21 protein-coding genes are annotated in these 24,199 nt (G+C 38.7%); 13 read left to right on the top strand and 8 right to left on the bottom strand.

What is annotated here, in order from left to right:
• Positions 1–116: 116 nt before the first annotated feature.
• Positions 117–1,259, top strand: a complete 1,143-nt coding sequence (locus QUB80_RS18910) for a precorrin-8X methylmutase (protein ID WP_289791061.1) — start codon at positions 117–119, stop codon at positions 1,257–1,259.
• A gap of 60 nt (positions 1,260–1,319) precedes the next feature.
• Here the strand turns inward: QUB80_RS18910 and QUB80_RS18905 are convergent, their stop codons facing one another.
• Positions 1,320–1,979, bottom strand: a complete 660-nt coding sequence (locus QUB80_RS18905) for a SanA/YdcF family protein (protein WP_289791060.1) — start codon at positions 1,977–1,979, stop codon at positions 1,320–1,322.
• A gap of 725 nt (positions 1,980–2,704) precedes the next feature.
• Between QUB80_RS18905 and QUB80_RS18900 the strand changes: the two genes are divergently transcribed.
• The 3 genes from QUB80_RS18900 (at position 2,705) to tnpA (ending at position 3,893) form a co-directional block, all read left to right on the top strand.
• Positions 2,705–2,860 (top strand): hypothetical protein, encoded by a 156-nt coding sequence (locus tag QUB80_RS18900; protein ID WP_289791059.1) that lies wholly within the window; start codon positions 2,705–2,707, stop codon positions 2,858–2,860.
• Between the two features lie 29 nt (positions 2,861–2,889).
• Positions 2,890–3,255, top strand: a complete 366-nt coding sequence (locus tag QUB80_RS18895; protein ID WP_289791058.1) for a hypothetical protein — start codon at positions 2,890–2,892, stop codon at positions 3,253–3,255.
• A gap of 197 nt (positions 3,256–3,452) precedes the next feature.
• Complete coding sequence (gene tnpA / locus QUB80_RS18890) at positions 3,453–3,893, top strand: IS200/IS605 family transposase (RefSeq protein WP_289791057.1); 441 nt, start codon at positions 3,453–3,455, stop codon at positions 3,891–3,893.
• Between the two features lie 72 nt (positions 3,894–3,965).
• Here the strand turns inward: tnpA and QUB80_RS18885 are convergent, their stop codons facing one another.
• Positions 3,966–4,793, bottom strand: coding sequence for a type 1 glutamine amidotransferase (locus tag QUB80_RS18885; RefSeq protein WP_289791056.1), 828 nt, complete (start codon positions 4,791–4,793; stop codon positions 3,966–3,968).
• A gap of 240 nt (positions 4,794–5,033) precedes the next feature.
• On the opposite strand from QUB80_RS18885, the gene QUB80_RS18880 reads away from it, so the two are divergent.
• Complete coding sequence (locus QUB80_RS18880; RefSeq protein ID WP_289791055.1) at positions 5,034–5,435, top strand: hypothetical protein; 402 nt, start codon at positions 5,034–5,036, stop codon at positions 5,433–5,435.
• A gap of 169 nt (positions 5,436–5,604) precedes the next feature.
• On the opposite strand, the gene QUB80_RS18875 is transcribed toward QUB80_RS18880, so the two are convergent.
• Positions 5,605–6,945: a Mur ligase family protein gene (locus QUB80_RS18875; protein WP_289791054.1), complete on the bottom strand. Its 1,341-nt coding sequence runs from the start codon at positions 6,943–6,945 to the stop codon at positions 5,605–5,607.
• Positions 6,946–7,270: 325 nt separating this feature from the next.
• Between QUB80_RS18875 and QUB80_RS18870 the strand changes: the two genes are divergently transcribed.
• Both QUB80_RS18870 and QUB80_RS18865 read left to right on the top strand, forming a co-directional pair.
• Complete coding sequence (locus QUB80_RS18870) at positions 7,271–7,855, top strand: thylakoid membrane photosystem I accumulation factor (RefSeq protein ID WP_289791053.1); 585 nt, start codon at positions 7,271–7,273, stop codon at positions 7,853–7,855.
• A gap of 163 nt (positions 7,856–8,018) precedes the next feature.
• Complete coding sequence (locus tag QUB80_RS18865; RefSeq protein WP_289791052.1) at positions 8,019–8,627, top strand: hypothetical protein; 609 nt, start codon at positions 8,019–8,021, stop codon at positions 8,625–8,627.
• A 283-nt stretch (positions 8,628–8,910) separates the two neighbouring features.
• Here QUB80_RS18865 and QUB80_RS18860 read toward each other — a convergent pair whose 3' ends face one another.
• From QUB80_RS18860 to QUB80_RS18850, 3 genes are all read right to left on the bottom strand, one after another.
• A complete protein-coding gene (locus QUB80_RS18860; protein ID WP_289791051.1) occupies positions 8,911–9,357 on the bottom strand; it encodes a tellurite resistance TerB family protein in 447 nt (148 codons plus the stop codon).
• Between the two features lie 187 nt (positions 9,358–9,544).
• Complete coding sequence (locus QUB80_RS18855; protein ID WP_289791050.1) at positions 9,545–9,706, bottom strand: hypothetical protein; 162 nt, start codon at positions 9,704–9,706, stop codon at positions 9,545–9,547.
• Between the two features lie 655 nt (positions 9,707–10,361).
• Complete coding sequence (locus QUB80_RS18850) at positions 10,362–11,279, bottom strand: histone deacetylase family protein (protein ID WP_289791049.1); 918 nt, start codon at positions 11,277–11,279, stop codon at positions 10,362–10,364.
• A 469-nt stretch (positions 11,280–11,748) separates the two neighbouring features.
• Here QUB80_RS18850 and QUB80_RS18845 point away from each other — a divergent pair, with 469 nt between their 5' ends.
• The 3 genes from QUB80_RS18845 (at position 11,749) to QUB80_RS18835 (ending at position 16,684) form a co-directional block, all read left to right on the top strand.
• On the top strand, positions 11,749–14,286 hold the full coding sequence (locus QUB80_RS18845; protein ID WP_289791048.1) for a CHAT domain-containing protein: 2,538 nt from the start codon (positions 11,749–11,751) through the stop codon (positions 14,284–14,286).
• Positions 14,287–14,509: 223 nt separating this feature from the next.
• Positions 14,510–15,883, top strand: a complete 1,374-nt coding sequence (locus QUB80_RS18840; RefSeq protein ID WP_289791047.1) for a GH1 family beta-glucosidase — start codon at positions 14,510–14,512, stop codon at positions 15,881–15,883.
• Positions 15,884–16,201: 318 nt separating this feature from the next.
• On the top strand, positions 16,202–16,684 hold the full coding sequence (locus QUB80_RS18835) for a host attachment protein (RefSeq protein WP_289791046.1): 483 nt from the start codon (positions 16,202–16,204) through the stop codon (positions 16,682–16,684).
• 127 nt (positions 16,685–16,811) lie between these two features.
• Here the strand turns inward: QUB80_RS18835 and QUB80_RS18830 are convergent, their stop codons facing one another.
• Positions 16,812–18,464: a fasciclin domain-containing protein gene (locus QUB80_RS18830; protein ID WP_289791045.1), complete on the bottom strand. Its 1,653-nt coding sequence runs from the start codon at positions 18,462–18,464 to the stop codon at positions 16,812–16,814.
• Between the two features lie 1,105 nt (positions 18,465–19,569).
• Between QUB80_RS18830 and QUB80_RS18825 the strand changes: the two genes are divergently transcribed.
• Complete coding sequence (locus tag QUB80_RS18825) at positions 19,570–19,794, top strand: DUF4327 family protein (protein ID WP_289791044.1); 225 nt, start codon at positions 19,570–19,572, stop codon at positions 19,792–19,794.
• 378 nt (positions 19,795–20,172) lie between these two features.
• Here QUB80_RS18825 and QUB80_RS18820 read toward each other — a convergent pair whose 3' ends face one another.
• Entirely contained in the window at positions 20,173–20,376 is a 204-nt protein-coding gene (locus QUB80_RS18820; protein ID WP_289791043.1) for a hypothetical protein, read from the bottom strand.
• 447 nt (positions 20,377–20,823) lie between these two features.
• On the opposite strand from QUB80_RS18820, the gene ppsA reads away from it, so the two are divergent.
• Both ppsA and QUB80_RS18810 read left to right on the top strand, forming a co-directional pair.
• A complete protein-coding gene (ppsA, locus tag QUB80_RS18815) occupies positions 20,824–23,346 on the top strand; it encodes a phosphoenolpyruvate synthase (RefSeq protein ID WP_289791042.1) in 2,523 nt (840 codons plus the stop codon).
• A gap of 110 nt (positions 23,347–23,456) precedes the next feature.
• Positions 23,457–23,948, top strand: coding sequence for a universal stress protein (locus QUB80_RS18810; RefSeq protein WP_289791041.1), 492 nt, complete (start codon positions 23,457–23,459; stop codon positions 23,946–23,948).
• Positions 23,949–24,199 lie beyond the last annotated feature (251 nt).

The following is a 24,199-nucleotide window of genomic DNA, read 5'->3' as shown; positions in this document are numbered from 1 at the left end:
TTTTGTTTCATTTGAGTAACTCATTTAGATCAATTTATTTATTCAACGAATAATCCACGAATTTCTGTTGATAAGACGTTAATAATAAAATTGATTAATATTGTGGCGTGAAGAATATGAAAGTTAATTGCTTAACGATCAAAGAACTTACCGAGGTGGTGGGAGGTGGAATAACACCCCGGATGGTACGTCATTACCATCAATTAGGATTATTACCTCAACCTATGCGATCGCCTGGTAACTATCGCCTTTATACTCTACAGGATGTAAACCGATTGCAAAGGATTGTTGCGCTTAAGCAGCAAGGCTTTCAGCTAAATCATATTCGCCATATTCTTGCTATTGAACCGGAATCTGTACAGACGCGATTAATCGAGTCTCTACAACAGCAATATCGAGCAGTTATGCAACAAATTTCTCAACTGCGACAAACAGCCTCCGCATTAGAGGGTTTACTGGGGCGCGATCGCAATTGCCAACTCATGCAAGCTGAAGTACTTGCACAAATTAAGTTACTGGAAGTAGAAACCAAGGTAGGAGCAGAGCAACTAGAAAAACTCTGGAGTGGCTTAGATGCACAAGTTCATGCTCACCCTGAAGATTTTTATGAATCACTACAATATTTACTACCAGATCTGGGCGATCGCTCTGCAATTGAACAAGACTTAATAGCAAAGCTAGTGTTGGCTAGTGGAGATGTTAGTTTAGCGTCTTTTGTGAGGTTGCATCCTCAGGCGATCGCTACCAGCCGTGAAGCCTTCAAGTCGGGATGTCAAGTCATTGCAGACACTTCCACAATTGCGGCTGCTTTGGATCAAACACGATTAATTCATCTGGGATGTCGTGTCGAAACTTTGATTGGTAATCCACATATCACCACTGCAAAAGAGGCAGAGCTTGCTTTTTGGCAAGAGCAAAAATGGCGAGAAAAATTACAGCAACTCGAAAAAGGTTGCGTGCTGGTAGTGGGCTATGCACCTTCGGTTTTACTGGCAATTTGCGAAGCGATCGCCCGTCAGCAAATTCAACCTGCATTAGTGATTGGGATGCCCATTGGCTTTAGCCATGCTCCCGCAGCTAAACGACAGCTAATGCAAACAAATGTTGCTTGGATCGCAATTGAAGGAACCTTGGGAGGAGGATTGTTAGCAGCTACAGCCTTGAATGCTTTGGTTGAGTCAGTGATTGATAAGCCTGATTGTCATTGTTATCTGCAACACAAGACAGTACCTATGAAAAAAAATTATCACCAAGCATGAAAAAGTTTTTCTCCTACACCCCTCTTCCAAGTTAGAAGGGTAAAAATTATATCTTTAATTTTACTTTATGCCTTCAAAAGGGCCGAGAAAAGTTGGTAGGGGACGAGTAATGTGAACTTCCCACAATGCTTTTAGAGTAGATATCATCTCACGCAGATTATAGTACATGATTGTTTGAGGACGGTAACTTTCCCAGTCTGGTGTTCCGAGAGCGATCGCATCTACACCCAACTGACGGCAAGTGTAAACTGCACGAGGTAAATGAAACTTCTGAGTCACTAAAACTGCTTGTTCAATACCAAAAATTTCTTTGGCGCGATAACAACTTTCGTAGGTGCTAAAGCCAGCATGATCAAGGGTAATATCTTCAATCGGTACACCTCGTTCTACAGCATAACGCTGCATCACCGTCACTTCATCATAGTCATCGCTGCTATTGTCACCAGTCATCAACAGTTTTTGCACTCGCCCCAATTTGTAAAGTTCAACAGCAGCTGTAATGCGATCGCTTAACATTGGTGATGGCGTACCATCTGGGTAAACTCCTGCACCTAAGACAATAGCGACACGCTGGGTTGGAACTTCTGTGGGATTTGTATAGCGATGATTACTAGTAACTGTCTTGACATAAAAATTCAGCCCCAGGGTAGTTATGATTGCGCTTAATGGTAATAACCAAAATAGAAATCGCCAGTGTAGCAAAAACCATTTAAGTAGCATATTTTTGCATTGTCAGGACAATTCTGTTTTAGCAATAGAAGTAGTATTGATGGCAATGTTGTGGTGAAGTTCAATATTGTTATCAAAGTCTGTCATTCAAAATTAGTTTGAATCTTAAAAAACACAAGTCAGGAAGCAGTAAACGCAACAGCGGCTACTTACGCTTATTCGCTACGCGCAAGAGCGTAGGTAGGAAAGACAACAGAAGTGTTTCTTTCATTCATAACTTGTGGCGATAATGCCGCTAGTTAGAGGCTCATATCTGTCTTGAAAAAGGGTTAAAAGGGAGCTAACGGAGCACACCCGTAACCCATCTGTATGTATCTGTGTCTATTTGTGTCTATCGGTGGTTGATTTTCATGCCCTGATTGTGGGCAGTCGCCCATGAGAATCTTGCATCTACGTTCTTGCCCGCCAAGAAATAAATTTCTTGGCTAAAAGCTAAAGTCTGCTTAAGCAGACTGGGTAAAATTTTCAGTCAGTTTTAACTGACTTGAACTATAAGCCTGGAAATTTATTTCCAGGCGTTTTAGGGGCGAGGTGCAAGATGTAACTTGAGTCATCTAAATTGTTGATTTAATATTCAGTAATTTTCCCATAGTAGCTTTAATTATGATTCTCTATATTAGTTTTAATAGAGATACTAACTTATCTATAAGTTGGTGTAATAAATTTGTAATCCCGTTATTTTTTAAAGCAAATAAAATTTAATTGAAGAGTAAATAATGTTTAGTTTATTAATAAGTATTTTTAATTGGTTGCTGGGCTTCTGGGAAAAAGTTCCTGATAGCGTCAAGAAAAAAATTATTGATTTCATCGTGAGTATATTCGCAGAAGAATTTCGTAAGTACTACCAACGTTGGCGGGATGGAAAAGTTTAGCTTTTAATGAGTTAAAAAATGTGGCACATATGACAGAAAATTCTAATTATAATGCTAATAAAACGAATATCACTTTTGAGGACTTTTATAAAGATTCACAAAATTTATATGATTCTACCAGTTCTACCAGTTCGGCTGCAATACAAACTTGCATAGCTGCTGGTATACAAGCTATTACAGCACCTATTGCAGGAATAGTTTTTGGTTTCAATAATACACAAGCAAACGAAGAAAAATTTAGTAATGAGGTTGCTAATTATGTAACTAGTGATGAATGTATATCTTCTTTAAGCAAAGAGATAGGTGAGCCAAAAGAAAACGAGACAGAAGAAGAGTTTGTAGAGAGAGCAAGCTGTTTACTTAGAAATATTTTAAAGAAAAAATTTAAGATTTAATTTAAATCGTATTGTCAATACGCCAGGAACTTTAAGTTCCTGGCTGATAGCTGAAGTCCATTAAAATGGGCTAAGATAATTGACAATTTATGTTTTATTCCTTTAGAAAGAATTTTAACTAGAAAATAGATATTGTTAATACCTGATAGATAATATTCACAAAAAGCAAAAATCAATCTTCATTAAATCAAAAATTAATGGCACTTTGGCGACTATACTATCATCTAGTTTGGGCTACAAAAGAACGTTTACCTTTAATAAAACTTGAATTAGAAGATTCTCTTTACCATTATATTATCGGTAAAGCCGACAGCAATAGTAGTATTGTTCATGCTATAGGTGGCATGGAAGATCATATTCATCTAATAGTTTCTATTCCTCCTCGTATATCTATTGCTGGTTTTGTCAAAAATATAAAAGGTAGTAGCTCCCATTATATAAATCACACTTTATTCCCTAATTATCATAAATTTGCATGGCAAGAGGGATATGGTGTATTTTCTTTGGGAAGTAAACAACTAGATCAAGCGATCGCTTATGTACAAAATCAAAAAACACATCACTTGCAGCAAACAGCTATTCCATCTTTAGAAATTGTGAAACACCAAGATGATGCCCCGTCAGTTTACCAGAAGTAATTCTTCTCATTACAACTAATTAAAATAGGATTTGTAGTCCGTTAAAACGGACTTCAGCTATCAGCCAGCGATTTAAATCCCTGGCTTCACCGCAGCAGGTGTTGCCACACTAACTTTCAACCGCTTAAACATTGCTTCCCGTCCTTGCATTGCTAAGGTATCATCTAAAGGTGACAGTGCGATCGCTTGTTGATACTTTAATCGCAATGCAGTTTGAATTAACCAATCTGCCACAAAAGGATTTTTTGGCAACAGTGGCCCATGAGAATAGGTAGCGATCGCATTCTGATAAAATATTCCTTCTGTACTATCTTCACCATTGTTGCCCAAGCCGTAAACCACACGTCCTAATGCTTCGACTTTTCCTAATTTAGTACGTCCGCCGTGATTTTCAAATCCAATAAGATAAGGTGTAGCACCATCTAGCATCTCTTTTAAATCCTGCGCTAAACGAGAAGCTGTCACTTCCACTACCAAATTTCCGATACAGCGCCGGACATTTTCTCCTGGATGCACTGATACAATATCCAATATTCCCAAGCCTTGAATGCGTTGTCCAAAGCCTGGTTCGTAATAATGTCCTAGTAATTGGGGTGAGCCGCAAGTAAACACGCCGGGAGTGCCATTTTCTATTTTCTCCCGCATTGCTTCTGCTTTTTCACCTTGCAAATCGCGCATGACGATTTCTTGTTGACGATCTTGTGCGCCACCGCCGACTATTAAATCTACCGAACGTATATCAGCTGCTGTCGCATTCCGATCTAGAGGCAGCACCTTAACATTGTACCCGCGCCATAGACAACGGCGTTCTAAGACGATGACATTGCCGCGATCGCCATAGGTACTCATTAATGTTGGATACAACCAACCAATAATTAATTCAATTTGCTGATTACTCATAACTCCTCACTATTTATCAACTTTTATAACTATAGTTTTCAGATTTACTCTTGTTCTACATCATATTTCTTTGTATTTTGTAATTGATAGTTACACATAGTTAAAATTCATCAAAAATAAAGAAACCCTAATATTATAGTTTGTGATTTTGAGAAAGTATGTCACTATGATTAAAACTCTTTCTATATATCTACAAACTACAGATAGAAGTAGATTGATTTCACTACCAGGGGATTTCACATGGATTGTAAAACAGCGACATTGGTTTACCAAAGTGAGAATCATCTAGAAAAAATTCGAGAGATATTTCCAGAAGCGTGGACATTTTTAGAGGAAGTATCCTGGGCATACGTTCAGAACAAGTCAGATAAATTCGACGCTGCTGTTAAGGAATTAGTTGGAGAAATACCCTTTAAATTTAGAATGGTTCACCGTGACGATAGGGATCAACTGACAAAAGACCTTTCTGATTTACTAGGAGATATTACCTCAAGATTGTTACTAGAAAAGCATTTTTCTAAATTAGTTGGTCAACCAGTATTTTTTAGTACAATTTGTTGTAACAGCCATCTAACGTCTGACCACGAATTAACTTTAGAAGAGGTTTTACCATTACAGTGTGCAGCAGTGAAATTGCAATAATAATTGGTTAGTGGTTAGTAGTTAGTAGGTATTGGTTAGTAGGTAGTAGGGGCGGGTTTTATTAATTAACTTTGGGTTATAACCGACAATTTATCTTTTAAACCCGCCCGTACAATAGTTTGTTCTTTACCACTACCCACAATCCACTATCTACTATCCATAAAACAATTTAACGAATTTTTCTACCTGTGAGTGCTTCTCGCACATCTAGCATGGCTGTGTAGGTAGGTAAGATATGTAAAGTTTCATTATTTGGTGTATTTTCTAAGGCGATCGCTAGAGCTTGGCGTAAATCTTCTTCGACAATCAAATTGAAATTACTTTCGGCAGTCTTTTGGCTGTAATGCAGACGTAGTGCCATATCGTAGACGCGATCACCACTAACTACTAAAGTTCCTCCCCGTTCGACTAATTTTTCTGTATCTACATCCCAAATCCAAGATACGTCTTCTCCGTCTTGAATGCGATCGTTCAAGACTAAGAGTGTTGTTTTATCATTGCTTTGGGTAACTACTCTAATTGTTTCATTCGTACCCACAGGATTTTTTGATAATAAAATCCGTACCTGCTTACCGTTAATTTTTAACTCTTCAGCACGACCAAAAGCTGGTTGAAAGTTTGGTATAGTGTCACGAATAGTAGCTTCATTAATTCCCAATTCTATGGCAGCAGTAGCAGCTGCTAAAGTATTGTATTTGTTATATAAGCCAATCAGAATTTGTGGCCACCTGCCACTATCAAGAGTTGGTTCGCTTCTGGTAAAGCCACAATTAGGACAGGTATACTCACCCATATGAGATAAATAAACACCTTTGTAATTTAAGGCGTATCCGCATTGGGGACAGTAGATAGAATCAACAGCATGGGGAATTGCTTCTAAATAATGTTCTGGTTCGTTTAAACCAAAGAAAGAAACTCGCTGCTGGGATAATTGCTGCCCAAGATGGCAAATTGTCGGATCGTCCGCATTCGCAACAATGATAGTTTCAGGAGGTAGAGTTGCGATCGCACGTCCCCAACGTTTACTAATGGTGTCTACTTCCCCATACCTATCTAGTTGATCGCGAAACAAATTTAAACAGAGAATAAGCTTGGGTTGAATTGGTGCTAATACCCTTGGCAAGATATTTTCATCAACTTCTAAAATGGCGTAATCTACATCCAACTTTCCTATCAAGTTGCTACTTTCCATTAACGCTGTCATCAAGCCATTTTCTAGATTCGCACCTGTGGCATTGTGAGCAACACAATAGCCTTGGCGTTCCAATATCTCGCGCAAAAACAGCGATGTAGTAGTTTTACCATTAGTACCAGCAACGAGAATGATTCCGTTTTTAACTTGCTGACTCAATAATTGCAACAGACGCGGTTCTATGCGACGCGCGATTGAACCAGGTAAAACTGACGCTGCACCCAAATGTAGCGATCGCACCATCAAAGTTACGCTTTTAGCTACCGACACAGCCAAGCCAAGCCGCAGTTTATCTACCAATTGAATTTTTTTTTCCACATCAGTACCCTAGTGCTTTGGTGATTGCTAATTTACAGATGATAGCTACCAATTTAATTTTGTGAGTTTAGCGAATCCTTAGTAAAAAAGCCAGTCATAAGAGGATCAGTGGAGCGGGTACTGAGTATTGGGGATTGGATTTTTTATGCCCATTGCCTTATGCCCTTGCCCTTATCCTTCTGTCTGCCGTTTCATTCTCGCCTAGTTTGTTTACCTTTTCGAGAGATAATCCCCTAAGAGGCGTTATCTTAAAAATTGATGGCAGACGTCATCAAATAGTTCAGTAAAAACTTACAAAGAAATAAAATTTTAAAGGTTCCTTTTGATGAAAGGCATAAAGTTGCAATTTTTACCCAAAAATGTTTTTAACTGGCGACGCATTTTCTCTGGATGCTTGCTACTTGCGTGCCTGTTCATCCTTAGCACCACACCAGCAGTCGCTGGTATTAAAGATGACAGATACGATGGAAATATCTTCGTAGTTTATGCTGGTAATGGTTCATTGGTTCCCCCGAAAGCGACACTGGCAACCGCACTCAAAGAGCATAAACCCGCACTGTTAGTTTTTTATGTGGATGACAGCAGTGATTGCAAAGAGTATGCGATCGTAGTTTCTAAACTACAAGCTTTTTATGGCGGAGTAGCTGAGATTATTCCGATTAATGTAGATACAATTATATCCAAACAAAGTTATGAGCCGACGGAGCCTGGTTATTACTACTCAGGCAATGTTCCCCAAGTAGTGGTGTTTAATCAATCAGGACAGGTAGTCTTGAATAAAAAGGGGCAAGTACCATTTGAACAAGTAGACGATAAATTCAGAGACGTGTTCGATTTGTTACCTCGTACCGAATCAGTAGAATTAAAACGTCGTTCCTTTAATGAATTAAATAGTGAGCTAACTCAGTAATGTTTGGGGCAGGCACATTTTGTCTGCCTTATTTTTTAGTTGAATTTGATACTAAATTTTAAATAAACGTAATGGAGAATATCTAAACAAGGTAGGAGGGTAACGACTAACAATCAACAAGCAATGAATGACTAATGGCCAATGACTTAGAGAGTGTGTTCTGATGTCAAAGGTTTACACTACAGAGGAGCTAATCAAAATTTTGGCAATTGAACGCCAGGCATGCTTAAAAGGCGATCGCTTGAAGTTAGAGATAAAAGTCTCTGGCAATCCTGTAATTGACCAATTTATCAGAACCGATGGGCTACAAAAATTTACTGCCTATCAAGATTTTAAAGCCGCTATTCACGATTATCAAAGGAAATATCAAGTTTCTGGTATCGTCTGGCGTGAGGTGACAGTCAAAGGTAAAACCTTACGCTATCCAGAAGTAGATTCTCAGTTGATTGCTTTATCTGATGATTTGGATATACTCAAGGCTGCCAAAAATTCTATTTTAGAATTTTGGGATACAGTCACTGTCGAGATGGACTTATATTTAAGTGTTAATCATGGTAAACAATATCAACAGATTATGAAAGTTGATGTTGATAGAATAGCCAAAAGAACAGAATGGGCTAGTTTATGTTCATTTGAAAAATCCCATTTTTTGGAAATCGTTTTACAAATGGGATGGGGGCAACCAGAAGAAGCCTGTTATAAAAGAGGATTTCCAGCATCTGGTAGTGAATTTATTCATGCTGTCAATCCTGGTAATTCTCCAATTGGGTAATGTCAACCAAATTGTCAAAAGTATCTTCAAAGCAGTGCCAAAAAATTTCAACCTTATCAGTAGTTTTAAATTAATGATGTGGGAGTTATACCAGTTCTTTAAATTAAAGCTAAAATCACCTACCTCACTCTCTATTCAAGAGCTTGCAAATTTTTAGCCATTTGAGAGCGAAATAGTATTACGGGGAGAGTAGGAGAAAAAAGTTTTCTCTCACCTCCTCTGTTTAGCCATTTCCAAGTTACCCTACTCTGGTTGACAATAAATTTTGGATGTTAAACAGAGATTATCCCCGATTTTTAATCAACATTACTTGTACAACTTGTGTGGCAATATCAGTAGTGATGCCCAGAGCTTGATATAAATCGCTTAAGAATTCCTGTTCTTCTTGAGTCACGATTCCATCAGCTAATACCAAATCAGCAGTGATTACAAAGACTGCTTCCCGCAATTCATGAGGCAAAGACTCTTTGGCAGTATTGAACAAAGCATTAATACCTTCACGCCTCAAAATCACGAGGAGTTTATCAAGCATCTCGCTCATCATCTCGTCAGAATAACTTCTAAATAGCTTGATCCGAGATAGTGCAGATAAGATAGCACGTGCCTCCTCTTGGGAAGGATAACCATCTGAGGCAATTGTAGCCAGGGCAATAGCAGTAAAAGCTTCTTCTGGACTTAGTCCGTTTTCAAGTAAGCTTCTTATGCCAGACATCTTGTCGAGTGAATCCATTGTAGTTTGCTCCGATCATAGTGTCTCCGTAGCGGTAAAACTACTAATGTCTTCCTGACATTCTGGTAAATAATACAACGCTTTGAGACTTTCAGTATTTAGTGTTCCCAGGTTTGTCGCCTAGCAAACAGAAGCACTCAATGGTTTCCAACAATTTCCAACAATATGTTAATTTTTTCGTTTGCAGTTAACGGAGCTGCTTGGGAGAGGTTTGACGAACACCTGTTCTTTCCATTGTTTCAATAACTGCCAAACCAATACCGGAAGCTGCAATTAGCATAACTGCTGAGATTAAAAAGGCATTGACAAGCATCCGGAGGGCATCGTCGAAGAAAATGTAGGTAGTCATAGCTTGCTCTTCTGAACTCGATTTTGCTGGTACTATTTATCTCTCCACACCCTAATAGCTGTTTTTCGCTCTTTAAAGTACTAGCATATGCATCTTAACAAAACTTTAGGTCTTTAGCGAGAAGGCGTGGACTTTTCTTTTGAAAGATTAGACAAGTTATTGCTAATCTTTTGTAAAGTGATAGATAAAAGTTAAAGCTACAGTCAAAATTAAGCATCCTGTAAATTACTTAGATTTATTTGAGAATTTTAGTATGTTTAGATAACATATGACTACTTAAATACGATGATGAAATTTTGACAATCAAGTTATTTATCTATTCGTTTTGCTAGCTGTCTAGAACTATATAAATTAGCGAGAAAACAATTAATCTCTTTAGGGAACCGTTGGGAAAATAACTATTTATCTCTTACATACTTAGTTGTTTATAAGACATTCATTAAAATAAATGATTGATAAAATATTTTGCTCCCGAAATTACTATAATGTACTAATTTTGTTTGGATTTTGAAACAAACATTACACTTCTAATAGAAATATACTGAAATTTAAAACTTGAACACAAAAACTCCCAGCGAACTCAGTCAGAGGAGAAAGTTAGAGTGGTTCTATCTAAATATTTCTTTACAATATCTACGACTATTGTTGTTGTGGGTTAAACTAAACACCGTTCGATTGTCGCCACAACTGATCGCGAAAGTGCTGCTAAATCGTAGCCACCTTCTAATCCAAACAGAATTTTCCGAGTAATTCCCAAACAATAATCGGTGAATAAACCGTAATCTTGTGGTTGCAAATTAATCATTGCTAATGGATCGGCAGCATTGGCATCATAACCAGCACTAACAATCAACAAATCTGGCTGAAAGTCTACTAAAAAAGGTATTACCTTTTTTTCAAACACAGGTTGATATATACCAATATCGCTGCCGGGAGGAATGGGCAAATTCAAGACGTTATTGTGAAAACCTCTTTCTGAAACTTTGCCAGTACCTGGATAGCAGGGATACTGATGCATGGAGCAATAAGCTATTTGGGAATTAGTTTCCACAATTGCTTGGGTGCCATTACCATGATGCACATCCCAATCTAAAATAGCCACTCGGTTAATGCCTGGCTGTGTTAAGGCATGTAAAGCAGCGATCGCCGCATTGGCAAATAAGCAAAAACCCATGCCATAATCTTTTTCCGCATGATGTCCTGGTGGACGGGCCATGACAAAAGCTGGATTGCCAGTTTCTAGTACAATATTCACTCCATCCAACCAGGCACTCACTGCTAACAATGCTACATCATAGCTGCGGGGAGAAACAGCAGTGTCTGTATCCAAAAAACCACCTCCACTAGAAGCGATTTCCTGAACTTTTTGAATGTAGTTTTGGGTGTGTACCTCCAAAAGCAAAGGTATTAATAGACGCTTGTCAACTGGTGTGGGCGATCGCCATTCAATTTTAGAAGCAAACACTGCTGCTTTTAAGGCGGTAGTAATAGCACTCAAACGCTCTGGCTTTTCTGGATGGAGGTATCCAGTTTTGTGTTCCAGAAATTCATCAGAATAGATGACTGGCAACATACTTCTAGATATCTTCGTCTTTGAAACTACATTAAATCTGTCTTGGAATAGGGGCTAGGAAAGAAAGGTTTTCATCAAGATGGTTGTGTATTTTTTACATAACTGTAACTGTCTGCTTTAAAAATAATGCTCAATGATATGAGTCTTCGATTTTACCTCACAATTTTAGCTTGCTGGAAAACAGATGATATTAAAAGCATATTTACAGTTTTATGAATCAATAAGTTGATTTATATATTTTTGTGTAGTATCTGTCCTGGTACAGAAACTCAAATGACAAAGATTATACATTTCAGTATCTAGAAAAAGTTTTGTCATGACAAATAATTGATTTACGCAATATTTATAAATTCTCAGTATCTCTTCGGAAGTGAGACGTTAGATTAAAAAAATGGTTTAACGGAAAATACAGCTAACTTTCTGTATCTAAAAGAAGCAACTTTGTTAACAATCTACCAAAACAGCTTTTATGCTAGGCAGATATCGGACATCTAGTGTCCGTCGCTTATTGAAATTATTATTTTTATTCTTTTTTACATCCAGCCTATGTCTGGTAAATTTACCGCTACCGCATTGGCAGGGAAGATACGAACTAGCTACAGCACAATTGACACTTAAAAGTATGTCTTCGCACTTATCTGATGTGTCTGTAGATGCTAGTCAATTATTAGAGCAAGGTAATCAACAATACGACAGGGGAAATTTTCAAGCTGCGATCACAAATTGGGAGCAAGCGATCGCTTATTATCGTCGAACCAATCACTGGTTGAATGTAGGGCAAATACTAATTAAACAAGCTCAAGCATACAATAGTTTAGGAAAACCAGAGAAGGCGATTATTCTTTCTGAAAGTGCTTTGCAGATTGCTCGTGTTTGCAATGATGATTCTCTAGAAGCGGCGGCTTTAGGTAACCGAGGAGAAGCTTATCGGCTGCAAGGCGATTATAAGCAAGCAATTGTTGATCTAAAATCTAGTATTAAAATTGCTCAAGTTATTGATAATTCAACTCATTATAATTTTGCTGTAAATCAATTAGGAAGTACTTATATTAGTCTAGCTTTGCTTAATTACAATCGTGCTTCTTCAGCATTAGAAGCAGGCGATAATGACGAAGCCGATGTTTTCACTAAACAAGGTTGGGAATACGATTTAGAAGCATTAGAATACTTTAACAATAGTTTGAATCTTGCTCGAAAAAAGCAAGATAGACTCCGTGAGATACATATACTACTCAACTCTATTCCTCCTGCATTTCGGATTAGAAAATCAAACTTGGCTATTGCTAAATTGAAACTAGCTTTACAATTATTAGAGCGTTTACCAAATTCCCGTCAGAAAGTATATGCTGCAATTGAATTAGCTCATCTTATACAATTTCTTCCTTTTAAAAAAACTTCGTTTTTGAATGAATGTCCAGCATCTCAAGGAGAACCTCAAGCCCTAGAATTACTTACACAAGCTATCTCAATTTCTCAAAGTTCACACTATCAGCGTGCTTTATCTTTTGCCTTAGGTTATCTTGCTCATATTTATGAATGTCGCCAGAATTATCAGCAAGCGTTAAATATAACTCGACAAGCACAACAAGCTGCAAATACAAAATTGAACGCTCAAGATAGTTTATATTTATGGGAATGGCAAGCTGGAAGAATATTAAAAGCACAACATCGCCTAGTGGAAGCAATTGCCGCTTACGAGCAAGCTATTGCTACTTTTAACAGTATCCACAATCCCATAGCGATTAATCATCCCAATTTGCACATCAATCACAACCACACTATAGAAAAAATCTATCGTGAGTTAATAGCACTCCGATTAAATTTAGAAGAAAGTGAAATAAGTCAAATAGGTAGTATTAACAATCCTAGATATAATCTTAACTCTATACTCAATATTATTGACGCTTTAAAAATTAGAGAATTGCAAAAATCTTTTAATCAAGATTCTCTTTTCAGAACACTTGGGCAAACAAAATTAGATTTGAAAATTAATAAAAATACAGCAGTAATTTGGTCTATAATCCAAGACGAGCGTACTGCTATTATAGTTTATCTGCCTAACGGTGAAATTAAATTTAAATGGATACAACTCGATAGTCAAAGCCTAAAAGATGAAATCAATAAATTTCGGATTGGGCTAGAGAAACGTAGTGACATAATTTACAATCGAGGTCAAGCACAAAGGTTATATGACTTGATGATTCGTGCTTTTGAAAAAGATTTAGAGTCATTGCATATCAAAACTCTAGTTTTTATTCCGGATGGGCTTTTCCACAGTGTGCCGATGGGAGCTTTGCATAATGGCAAGCAGTTTTTAATTCAAAAGTATGCGATCACAACTAGCTCTAGTATTAGTCTGACACCTCCACTTCCCACCAAGCCTAAAAAATTACGAGTGCTAGCTGTAGGTTTAACTAAAGATGCGATCGTTGACAATCAAAAATATCAAGCTTTGATTAACGTCAAAAAAGAAATTAACCAGGTTCTGAATATAATTCCAGATGGCAAGCAGTTGTTAGATGAGAATTTTACACGCGATCGCCTATATGCAGAAATACGCCAAGGTATTTATCCAATTATTCATATTGCGACTCATGGCGAATTTAGCTTCATTCCTGAAGATACCTTTCTCGTTACTGGTGATAATGACAAACTCTCGGTTACTGACTTATACAATATGATTCACAATACATTGAGCAACCATAATTCAGTAGATTTATTGGTACTCACCGCTTGTGAAACCGCTAGGGGAGGTAACAGTACTAATCTTGGTTTAGCCAGCATAGCAATATTAGCAGGCGTAAAAAGCAGTTTAGCTTCCTTATGGGCAGTAAACGATGCTGCAACCGTAACATTGATCACAAACTTTTATCAAAACTGGCACAATCTTGGATTGAGTAAAGCAGAAGCTTTACAAAAAGCGCAACAAGATCTAATAGCTTTAGGAAAAAAATATGCCCATCCTTATTATTGGGCGCCGTTTATCATTTCGGGTAATTGGCTGTAAATACCCTTAATATCCGTTGACAAGGAGAAAATCTTTACATCATTTATCTATTTTTTCCTGTCTTTTGCTTTAATCTATGTAACGCTAATGTATCGCTAACTACCACTTGACCTTGAGTTTTGGTATTTTCAAAAAGGGGAGGCATCTCCATGCGGAGTTTTCCTCCGTGTCGGTGGTAGGCTTTCCCACAGGGTAGGCACAGCCGTGGAGAGGGGAAATCAATATGAATCAAAACCAATTTCCAGAAGATTTTTGCTGGGGCGTTGCTACTGCTTCTTATCAAATTGAAGGAGCGATCGCGGAGGGAGGGCGTAAACCTAGCGTTTGGGATACTTTTAGCGCTACACCCGGAAGAGTTGTAAATGGCGATACTGGTGAGTTTGCTTGCGATCATTACCATCGCTATCAAACTGATGTGCAGTTGATGGTTAAATTAGGTATTAAAAACTACCGCTTTAGTATTGCCTGGCCTCGTATAATTCCTGATGGACGTGGTAAGGTTAATGAAGAGGGTGTTGATTTTTACAAGCGCTTAGTAGATTGTCTACTCGAAGCAGGCATTACACCCCACGCTACCTTGTTTCATTGGGATAGCCCTCAAGCTCTGGAAGATTTGTATGGCTCCTGGCAAAGTCGGCAGATGGCTTTTGATTTTGCTGATTATGTGAGTGCGATTGTTAGTCGGTTGGGCGATCGCATTACTCATTGGATGACAATCAACGAAATTCCTTGCTTTACCCACATGGGGTATGGAATAGAAGCCAATCCCCCTCATGCTCCAGGTAAACGTGTCAATAGTCAAAAGGAAGTTTGGCAGACTTCTCACCACGCTTTACTTGCCCATGGTTTAGGTTGCCAAGCCATCCGTGCTGCTTCATCCACCCCTTGTCACGTGGCTTTGGTAGATAACTTCGGCGTTACAGTTCCAATTAACGAGTCTGTTATCCATATTACGGCGGCAAAAAAAGCCCTCCACACCTGTTTTCAAAATGGAGGTATTATATTTCCCGTTCTTACAGGTGATTACAGCCCAGTCATGCTTGAGGAGTTAGGAAAAAATGCTCCTGATATTAAGTCTGGTGATTTGGAAATCATTCACCAGCCCCTTGACGCTCTTGGTTTAAATATTTATACAGGCACTTATGTTCGTGCTGTTGAGAATGAAAGAGGATACGAACTGCTCGATTTGCCCAAAGGCTATCCGCGTATGCATATGCCTTGGCTCAACATCTTACCTGAGAGTATTTACTGGGGTGTTCGCCATGTCAATGAAACTTTAGGACAAAGAAACTTACCTGTATTTATTACTGAAAATGGCTGTGCAGCAGAAGATGAAGTGAATGCAAAAGGTGAAGTTATTGATACTGATCGCATTATGTACTTGCGACAGCATCTAAAGTCAGCTAGCCGAGCCATTAGTGAAGGCTATTCTTTAAAAGGGTACTTTCTTTGGACTCTGATGGATAACTTTGAGTGGGCGTGGGGCTACTCCCGACGCTTCGGAATTATATACACAGACTACAGCACACAAAACCGTATCCCCAAAGCCAGTTTTGATTGGTATGCAGAGTGTATTCATCAACGCAGAGTAGTTTAAGGTGGGTATCAGGGATTGGCTTTACTCTTCGCAGTAATGATTCCTCCTACTGCCATCTACCTTTCTCCAAGTCAGTCAAAAACTAACTCTTAGTTAAATCAAAAATAAATTTTTCAATCCTAGAACTTCTTTTCCTCACATCTTTCTCAGGTTTTTCTGCTATTACTAAGATATGGTTAAGCGTGTGAACTCAAGCAAAAGTCTAGTGACTCCCTTGAGGTAGTTTTCCCAAGATAGGATGAGTACAAAGATAAAAACTTTCATCCTTGAATATTGCTTTGACTGTTAATTCCCCACCAGAAATTAGGGGGTAAACAAATGAATCAGGTATTGGTTGCTGTTATTAATGGAACCAGAGCAAGATTTTTGACTTTAGAACAGCCGGAATTACCGGAATATGAATCTGGCCCCAATTTAGTTGAACATAAAAGTTTATTCAATCCAGTTAAGGAATTACAGGGTAAGGAACTTTGGGCAAGTGTCAAAACTGGACGTAATCAAGGACAAGGTAGCCAAGCCCATGCTTATGATGATGGGCGTCAAGAGCATCTGAATGAATTTGAACGGCGCTTTGCTGGAGCGATCGCTAATGAAATTATCAATATAAATAAGAGCAAGCCCATCCAGAGATTGCTGTTGATAGCAGAACCACATATTTTAGGAGTTCTGCGGGAGGTAGTTGCTCCTTTACTACCTAAAAATTTGCAAATTCAAGACTTAGCAAAGGATTTGTGTAAACTCAAGCCTAAAGATATCTATGAATATCTAGCTAATAAAAATCTTCTGCCAACTCGTAGATAACAAAAGCCTTCAGCCTGAAGCCTGAGGCTATACGAACAAAGCCTGCTTTTGGCAGGCTTTGTATAGTCCGCGCAGGCGGACTTTGCTTATGTACTCCCCCAAGCTTTAGCTTGAGGGAAAATAGTGGTTAGAAATTGTAGCCAATTCCTAACAAAAGTCCTACATCTGCGCCATCGACAAAAGCGGCATTTACAGCAGCGTTAACTGTAAATTGACGACTCAAAGGATAATCTAAACCACCAGTGAGTAGAAAACTAACGTCACTATTATCACCAGTCCCAATTGACACACCTGCGCCCACGTAAGGAGATATAGGAAAACTTCCTCCACCAACAGGATTGTCTACTCCTCGGAAGGCAAAGTCGTAGGTAATAGGAACTAAAAAGACAGTATCGTCACCAATAATTGCACCGGGACGAATAGAAAAGTTGTTGAATACACTGAATTTGCTAGTTACTGCAAAGTTACCACTACCAAGAGCTGTGTTACCACCAAAACCAATGTTGCCACCAACTGCGACATAATTTCTGCCACGACGAGCGGTTTCAACTTCTTGTTCGGGATCTAGGGAAACATTGGGCGGTACCAAAACTCTGTCAACTGCGTAGACAACACCATTGCTTGCTTGGACACTTGCTTGAACTGTTGCATCGTTGACTGCAACTTGATTGCTAGCAGGATCTACTTTAACGTTGACAGTTCTTTCCTCCAAGGTTTGTAGTTCACCAGAGGTAATTTCATTGGGAGTTACCTGATTGGGAACAACATGATATCTTAGGATCCTCAGCAGCGTTTCTTTGTTTTCTGGCTGCTGCAATCTTTGCAGAGTTTCTGGTGGTAAGGCTGCAAATGCTTGATCCGTTGGAGCAAAGAGTGTATAGGGGCCTGGTTGTTTCAGGGCTTCCTCTAAACCTGCTGTCCTCACTAAAGAAAGCAAAGTTGTAAAGTTGTTACTAGACTCAGCCAAGGAAAGAATATCAGTTGTGGCTTGTTGAGTACTACCAGGGCCACCCACAATATAGTTAGCAGCTGCAACGTTGGTAGGTATTGCAGGTACTTGTCCTAGTCTCACTAAAGCCTGATACAAATGTGCTGCTGCTTCTGCACGGGTTAAAGCTCTGTCTGGGCTGAGTGTTTTGATGTCAGGATAATTAACAACAAGATTTGCTTGAGTTGCGGCTGCTACTTGGTTAATAGCATAGGTCGGGATCTGTCCTGCATCTGTAAAGTTGCTAGCAAGAATATTTTCTGCAGAGTCAGTGGGAGTTAAATTCAGCCCGTTAGCTATAGCAGCGATCGCTTGAACTTTAGGAATCTGCTGATTCGGCAGAAACAAGTTGTTGGGATAACCAGCCATAAACCCAGATTCATAAGCTTCCTGAATTGCAGGGGCAGCCCAAAATCCAGGAGGAACATCTTTAAAACCACCTGGGGGTAACTGTCGAACTAAACTTTGACTAAAAGCTCTTTGAATCATGGCTGCAAATTCAGCTCTAGTCACAGCTTGTTCCGGTCTAAATGTACCATCAGGGAAACCAGCAATTATATTTCTTGCAGCTAAACCCTGAATAAATGGCAATGCCCAGTAATCTGCTTGCACATCAGGAAAGTTGACAGCCGCAGGCGCGGGGACTTGATCCGGAGTTTGGGTAGGAACCTGATCTGGAGTTTGAGTAGGGACTTGAGCCAAACTTGGAGCAGAAATCACTATTGGAGCAGCACTGACTCCAACAGCTAGCAAAGCGGTACTTGTCAATGACAAACCAAATAAACTACGCATGAACGTTCACTCCTAAACAAGCAGGTTTATTTCTTAACCAAGCTTTTCTTTCAATTCACCAAAGCAAAAAAGATATTCTTTTTTGCTTAGAGATGATATCAATTTGATTTGGATTTTGTAAATCTATCTTAAGAATTCAATTTCAATTCTCATAGAAAAAAAGTTACTCACTACAGGGATAATTTTAATTTTAAAATCAAATACCTAAAATATATAAATTATAATTATTACTTTCATTAATATATTTTGAATATACATGAAACAACCAAGCCAATGATTGTTAAACTTGACCTCTAGGATTGAGTTTTGGCTATTACTCTCTTGAGGTCAATAATTTAACCATCGACTTTTAACAATCTATCCAGAGGAACCTGAATAGATTTAGACAATGAATGCTCTGCAAACACTCAATTTTTTAGTTACGACGAAATTATCTAAAGTATATAATACCTGTTTGTGTATCTATGGGACATCTATCAAAAGCTAGGGCGAGATATATATCGAAAGCCAGGGTTGTTATCTAATAATTGTTTGATATGCTAGTAATATAGTAGTATCAAGCTTATTGAGACCAAATCGTCACAAAAACACTACACGTTCTTCACTAGAATAGAACCATAGAGAAGCCTGTACCTACATTGGATTGATATAAGTTCTCTTTAAATCTACTTACACTCAAACTGAGTAGCCTTGTTAGCAAGAGTTTTAGTAAACTAAATTATCGCTTTTTCATGTTCTATGAATTTGCTCTGTAAGCAAAAATTAAATGAATACCAATCTGTTGTGTAAATAAACTGATTTTTGACAGTTGATTTAGTAAAAATAGAAAAATTTAATGTTCATTTCTTTACTGATTGCTCAATATGACGTATGTAAACTTGCGTCTTATTATGCTTTCAAGTCTGTGTACACAATAGCTAAGAAAGCCTAACGCAATATAATTGCAAAATATATAGTGACTTTTCATACATTCTACATGAGAGTTCATGCGGAAGTGAAAATTGCTACTAAGAATCTTCACAATTTCCTCACATTTTTTTGATAGCTTGAAAATAGAATCCAAGTATATTTTATATTGCTATACCAGTTATGAGGGAACAGAGTTATGTTTGATACTGTTGTCAAATACGATATAGAAGTTATCAAGGAAGAAGCACGCCAATTGGTTAAAAAGGGACTTGTTCAACGTAACCAGCCCATATACGCTCTTTGCAAATATATTCCTGGTCGTGATTGGGTATGTGTAGAGCTAGAACTAGAAAAAAACGAATTTTTACTTAGGGATAAAATTATTGATTTGCTGGGTCGTGAAGACTGGTCTGAAGATTGAAGGTAAATATCAAAATACAATCAAAGGTTGGTGTAAAATACAACAACTTCAAAATTTCTATCAAAAATCATTAAGTTTATTTGTCTTTACTAGATAAAGTGCCAAAAAAGCTCTGTAAGCGTAGCATACGTGCGGGAAAGGGAGCTTCCCGTAAGAATTGGCAATACAGCAAAAACAAACTTTAGTGTAGAGACGCGATTTATCGTGTCTCTACTAACATATGTATGGGTTAACGAGGGGTAAGATCCACTATTTGCCAACAGCATCTTCCAAGAAGTTGAGGATCTATATTTTTAGGTTATTTACTTTGACTTACTTAGCATCATCTCATTGCAAAATTTTGTAAGCCAAAATTTATATGCGTGTTGGTTTTAGTTATTAAGTTACGGGAACTGTACCATGATGCTTGGCTTGGTTTTGAAGCTTGTTCATGAGTTTTTCTATCATCATCTCTCGTAGAGAACTGGAGTTTTCTCTACTCAATACTGGCATTTCTTGCCAACAATGACGGCAAAACCAATAAGTTTCAGAACCACGTATATGTAGTAACAGAGGATTAGAACAGCAAGGACAGTAATTCATAATATTTTCTAAAAATTTTGATCCTAAATAAGAAGATTGTAATTGTTGACTGTCAATTCATCATTCCACTAGGAATGTATGTTTAGTCAGTTATGCTTTCATAATAATTACCAATTGTGAGGAACTTGTGAGTAAAATTTAAGAGATTGCTAATTAGCGTAATATATATACATAATTATTATTGCAATCACTTCAAGATAAAAAACTTAAAGTTAAGTAGGTCAGTACAAATCAAGCTAACTAGTAATGGTCGTCATTAGTCATTAGTCAATAGTTGTTCTCCCTACTCCTGTGCTCTCGGTGTATTTGCGTCTCCTTGTCCCTTAATTTTCTCTACCCTCACAACTTCCTCAAATTGACTTCCTATAAACATAAGTGTGGGACGAGCAGAGTAAATTCACTCATTCCAATTCCCAATTAAGTAGCTTTATGTAAGGAAGCTCAAGTATGCCAGAAACAGTAGTTAGTCAACAATCCACTAGCACAGTTGCTAAACAAAAAGCTCTGGTGTTACCTCTAAGTGAAGTTGGCATTGCAGATATTTCTTTTGTCGGAGGAAAGAATGCTTCTTTAGGAGAAATGATTCAGCAACTGAAGCCTAAAGGAGTAAAAGTTCCCAATGGCTTTGCTACAACTGCTTATGCTTACCGCTACTTTATTGAGGTGGCAGGGATAGAAGCGAAATTGCGCGAGATTTTTGCAGATTTAGATGTAGAAGATGTTAATAATCTGCGCCAACGAGGCAAACAAGCCCGATATTTAATGTTGCAAACATCGTTTCCAGGGGAATTGCAACAAGCGATCGCCCAAGCTTATCAAGCTCTCTGCCAGCAATATGGTGCAGATACTGATGTTGCCGTTCGTTCTAGCGCTACCGCCGAAGATTTACCAGATGCTAGCTTTGCCGGGCAACAAGAAACTTATCTTAATGTTCACGGATTGGCAGCTGTGCTAGAAGCTTGCCATAAATGCTTTGCTTCCATTTTTACTGATCGCGCTATTTCTTACCGTCAAATTAAAGGCTTCGATCACTTCAACATCGCCCTTTCGGTAGGTGTGCAAAAAATGGTACGTTCTGACTTAGCAGCTTCTGGTGTCATGTTCTCCATCGACACCGAGTCAGGTTTTAAAGACGCTGCTTTAATTACCGCCGCTTACGGCTTGGGTGAAAATGTCGTCCAAGGAGCGGTGAACCCAGATGAATACTTAGTATTCAAACCTACATTAAAACAAGGGTTTCGCCCAATTTTAGCCAAGCGCTTAGGTACAAAAGAAATTAAAATGGTCTATGATGTGGGCGGCTCAAAGTTAACGAAAAATATTCCAGTCGCAGCCAGTGATAGAGAGCTATTTGCTCTTAACGACCAAGAAATTTTACAACTAGCACAATGGGCTTGCATTATAGAAGAACACTATTCGCAAGTACGTGGTGTCTATACGCCAATGGATATCGAATGGGCGAAAGATGGCATCACTGATGAATTATTTATCGTCCAAGCACGCCCAGAAACAGTGCAGTCTCAGAAAGTGCAGAATGTTTTGCGGACATATCGTCTTTTGGAAGAAGACACGGAGATGAAGAGACACGGAGACGCGGAGAGTAAAAATGTCACCGCGTCTTTGCGTCCTCTTGTCCCCGCGTCAGCAAAATTTCCCATAGTGACTGGACGTAGTGTAGGAGAGATGATTGGAGAAGGTAAAGCTAGAGTTATCTCAGATGTGCAGCAAATTCATCAGTTCCAAGCAGGTGAAGTGCTAGTAACAAACCGCACCGATCCCGACTGGGAACCAATCATGAAAAAAGCGAGTGCGATTGTAACCAACTCTGGAGGGCGCACCTGCCACGCCGCAATTATTGCTAGAGAATTAGGCATACCTGCGATTGTAGGTTGTGGTAATGCTACTACTGCTATTAAGACAGGGCAAGAAATCACTATTTCTTGTGCAGAAGGTGAGACTGGAAAAGTGTACCAAGGTTTATTGCCTTACGAAGTGCAAGAAATACCCCTAGAACAATTGCCCCGCACTCGTACTCAAATTATGATGAATGTGGGCAACCCAGAAGAAGCATTCGGCTATGCAGCAATTCCCAATGATGGAGTTGGGCTGGCGCGAATGGAATTTATCATTGCCAATCATATTAAGGCGCATCCTCTGGCACTACTTCATTTTGATGACCTAGATGATGAACTTGCCAAATACAAAATCGCGGAATTAACTGCTCAATACGAAAATAAAGCAGAATTCTTCGTAGATAAATTAGCCCAAGGTATTGCTATCATTGCCGCCGCGTTTTATCCCAAGCCTGTGATTGTTCGCCTCAGTGACTTTAAGAGTAACGAATACGCCAATCTTTTGGGTGGTAAACAATTTGAACCCAAAGAAGAAAACCCAATGATTGGTTGGCGCGGTGCTTCTCGCTACTACGATCCACGTTACAGCGAGGGCTTTGCTCTCGAATGTGAGGCAATGAAACGAGTTCGCAATGAAATGGGCTTAACCAATGTCATTTTAATGGTACCCTTCTGCCGCACTCCTGAAGAAGGTAGGCGCGTCTTGGCAGAAATGGCGAAAAATGGTTTAGTGCGCGGCGAAAATGATTTACAAGTCTACGTCATGTGCGAGTTACCCAGCAACGTTCTACTCGCAGATCAATTTAGTGAAGTGTTTGATGGGTTCTCAATCGGATCTAACGATCTGACACAATTAACACTAGGACTAGATCGAGATTCAGGATTAGTCGCTCATCTGTTTGATGAACGTAACGAAGCAGTAACGCGAACTATCACCCAAGCGATCGCTACTGCCAAAAAATACCACCGTAAAATAGGTATTTGCGGACAAGCACCCAGTGACTACCCCGAATTCGCTCGATTTCTTGTCACACAAGGAATCGACTCTATTAGTCTCAACCCTGACTCTGTGCTGAAGACTCTCTTAGAAATTGCGACTACCGAGCAAGATAGTTAATCGTTAATAGTTAATAGTTAATGGCTAATAGAAGACTGGCAATAACAATTAACTATTAGCTATTAGCTATTAGCAACTAACTACTAACTCATGACTAAGGACTAAATACTATGTTTCACAAAATTTTAGTTGCTATAGACAATTCAGCTATTGGACAGCATGTGTTTGATGAAGCTTTAACTTTAACACAACAAGTTGGTGGAAATTTAATGTTGTTGCACGTTCTCGATCCTTTCGATGAGCGTTCCCCAAGTTCTATTGCTTTCCAAACAAATAGCCTCTATCCATCTTATCAAGCCGAAGCGATGAACTATTATATGGGACAGTGGGAGGTACTGAAAAAAGAAGGAATTGAGTTTTTAAGACTCTTTTATGAACAAGCGATCGCAAAAGGCGTAGCAACTGAATTTAGCCAAAATTTTGGTGAACCAGGTAGAGTAATTTGTGAATTAGCTCGGAAGTGGCAAGCTGATTTAATTATAGTAGGTCGTCGAGGTCGTAGAGGCTTATCTGAGTTTTTTCTGGGTAGTGTCAGTAATTATGTTCTGCATCATGCTCCATGCTCCGTTTTAACAGTACAAGGGCCACTTGCTCCACAGTAGAGGGCAAAAAGAGGAGGAGACAAGAGGATAGGGGGAGTAATAGACAACTACTGTAGGGGCGGGTTTAAAAGATAAATTGTCGATTTTAGCAAAAGATTATCCATAAAATCCGCCCCTACCAATTCACAAATAATACCAATTTAAAAAATGATTAAGGGCAGATGGATTCACTCAACCCAGATACAGAAGGTAATTTCCAATTCCATTTTCCAAAATCCAAAATGGTATAAGTTGTTTGATGAGAGGTAATC

This window comes from Chlorogloeopsis sp. ULAP01, from assembly GCF_030381805.1.
Lineage (GTDB): Bacteria > Cyanobacteriota > Cyanobacteriia > Cyanobacteriales > Nostocaceae > Chlorogloeopsis.
This window is presented reverse-complemented; position numbering and strand designations above follow the sequence as displayed.

Bases quoted from the DNA above. Each gene is read 5' to 3' on its own strand.
- QUB80_RS18910 (WP_289791061.1), top strand. From the start codon at position 117: ATGAAAGTTAATTGCTTAACGATCAAAGAACTTACCGAGGTGGTGGGA.
- QUB80_RS18905 (WP_289791060.1), bottom strand. From the start codon at position 1,979: ATGCTACTTAAATGGTTTTTGCTACACTGGCGATTTCTATTTTGGTTA.
- QUB80_RS18900 (WP_289791059.1), top strand. From the start codon at position 2,705: ATGTTTAGTTTATTAATAAGTATTTTTAATTGGTTGCTGGGCTTCTGG.
- QUB80_RS18895 (WP_289791058.1), top strand. From the start codon at position 2,890: ATGACAGAAAATTCTAATTATAATGCTAATAAAACGAATATCACTTTT.
- tnpA (WP_289791057.1), top strand. From the start codon at position 3,453: ATGGCACTTTGGCGACTATACTATCATCTAGTTTGGGCTACAAAAGAA.
- QUB80_RS18885 (WP_289791056.1), bottom strand. From the start codon at position 4,793: ATGAGTAATCAGCAAATTGAATTAATTATTGGTTGGTTGTATCCAACA.
- QUB80_RS18880 (WP_289791055.1), top strand. From the start codon at position 5,034: ATGGATTGTAAAACAGCGACATTGGTTTACCAAAGTGAGAATCATCTA.
- QUB80_RS18870 (WP_289791053.1), top strand. From the start codon at position 7,271: ATGAAAGGCATAAAGTTGCAATTTTTACCCAAAAATGTTTTTAACTGG.
- QUB80_RS18865 (WP_289791052.1), top strand. From the start codon at position 8,019: ATGTCAAAGGTTTACACTACAGAGGAGCTAATCAAAATTTTGGCAATT.
- QUB80_RS18860 (WP_289791051.1), bottom strand. From the start codon at position 9,357: ATGGATTCACTCGACAAGATGTCTGGCATAAGAAGCTTACTTGAAAAC.
- QUB80_RS18855 (WP_289791050.1), bottom strand. From the start codon at position 9,706: ATGACTACCTACATTTTCTTCGACGATGCCCTCCGGATGCTTGTCAAT.
- QUB80_RS18850 (WP_289791049.1), bottom strand. From the start codon at position 11,279: ATGTTGCCAGTCATCTATTCTGATGAATTTCTGGAACACAAAACTGGA.
- QUB80_RS18845 (WP_289791048.1), top strand. From the start codon at position 11,749: ATGCTAGGCAGATATCGGACATCTAGTGTCCGTCGCTTATTGAAATTA.
- QUB80_RS18840 (WP_289791047.1), top strand. From the start codon at position 14,510: ATGAATCAAAACCAATTTCCAGAAGATTTTTGCTGGGGCGTTGCTACT.
- QUB80_RS18835 (WP_289791046.1), top strand. From the start codon at position 16,202: ATGAATCAGGTATTGGTTGCTGTTATTAATGGAACCAGAGCAAGATTT.
- QUB80_RS18830 (WP_289791045.1), bottom strand. From the start codon at position 18,464: ATGCGTAGTTTATTTGGTTTGTCATTGACAAGTACCGCTTTGCTAGCT.
- QUB80_RS18825 (WP_289791044.1), top strand. From the start codon at position 19,570: ATGTTTGATACTGTTGTCAAATACGATATAGAAGTTATCAAGGAAGAA.
- QUB80_RS18820 (WP_289791043.1), bottom strand. From the start codon at position 20,376: ATGAATTACTGTCCTTGCTGTTCTAATCCTCTGTTACTACATATACGT.
- ppsA (WP_289791042.1), top strand. From the start codon at position 20,824: ATGCCAGAAACAGTAGTTAGTCAACAATCCACTAGCACAGTTGCTAAA.
- QUB80_RS18810 (WP_289791041.1), top strand. From the start codon at position 23,457: ATGTTTCACAAAATTTTAGTTGCTATAGACAATTCAGCTATTGGACAG.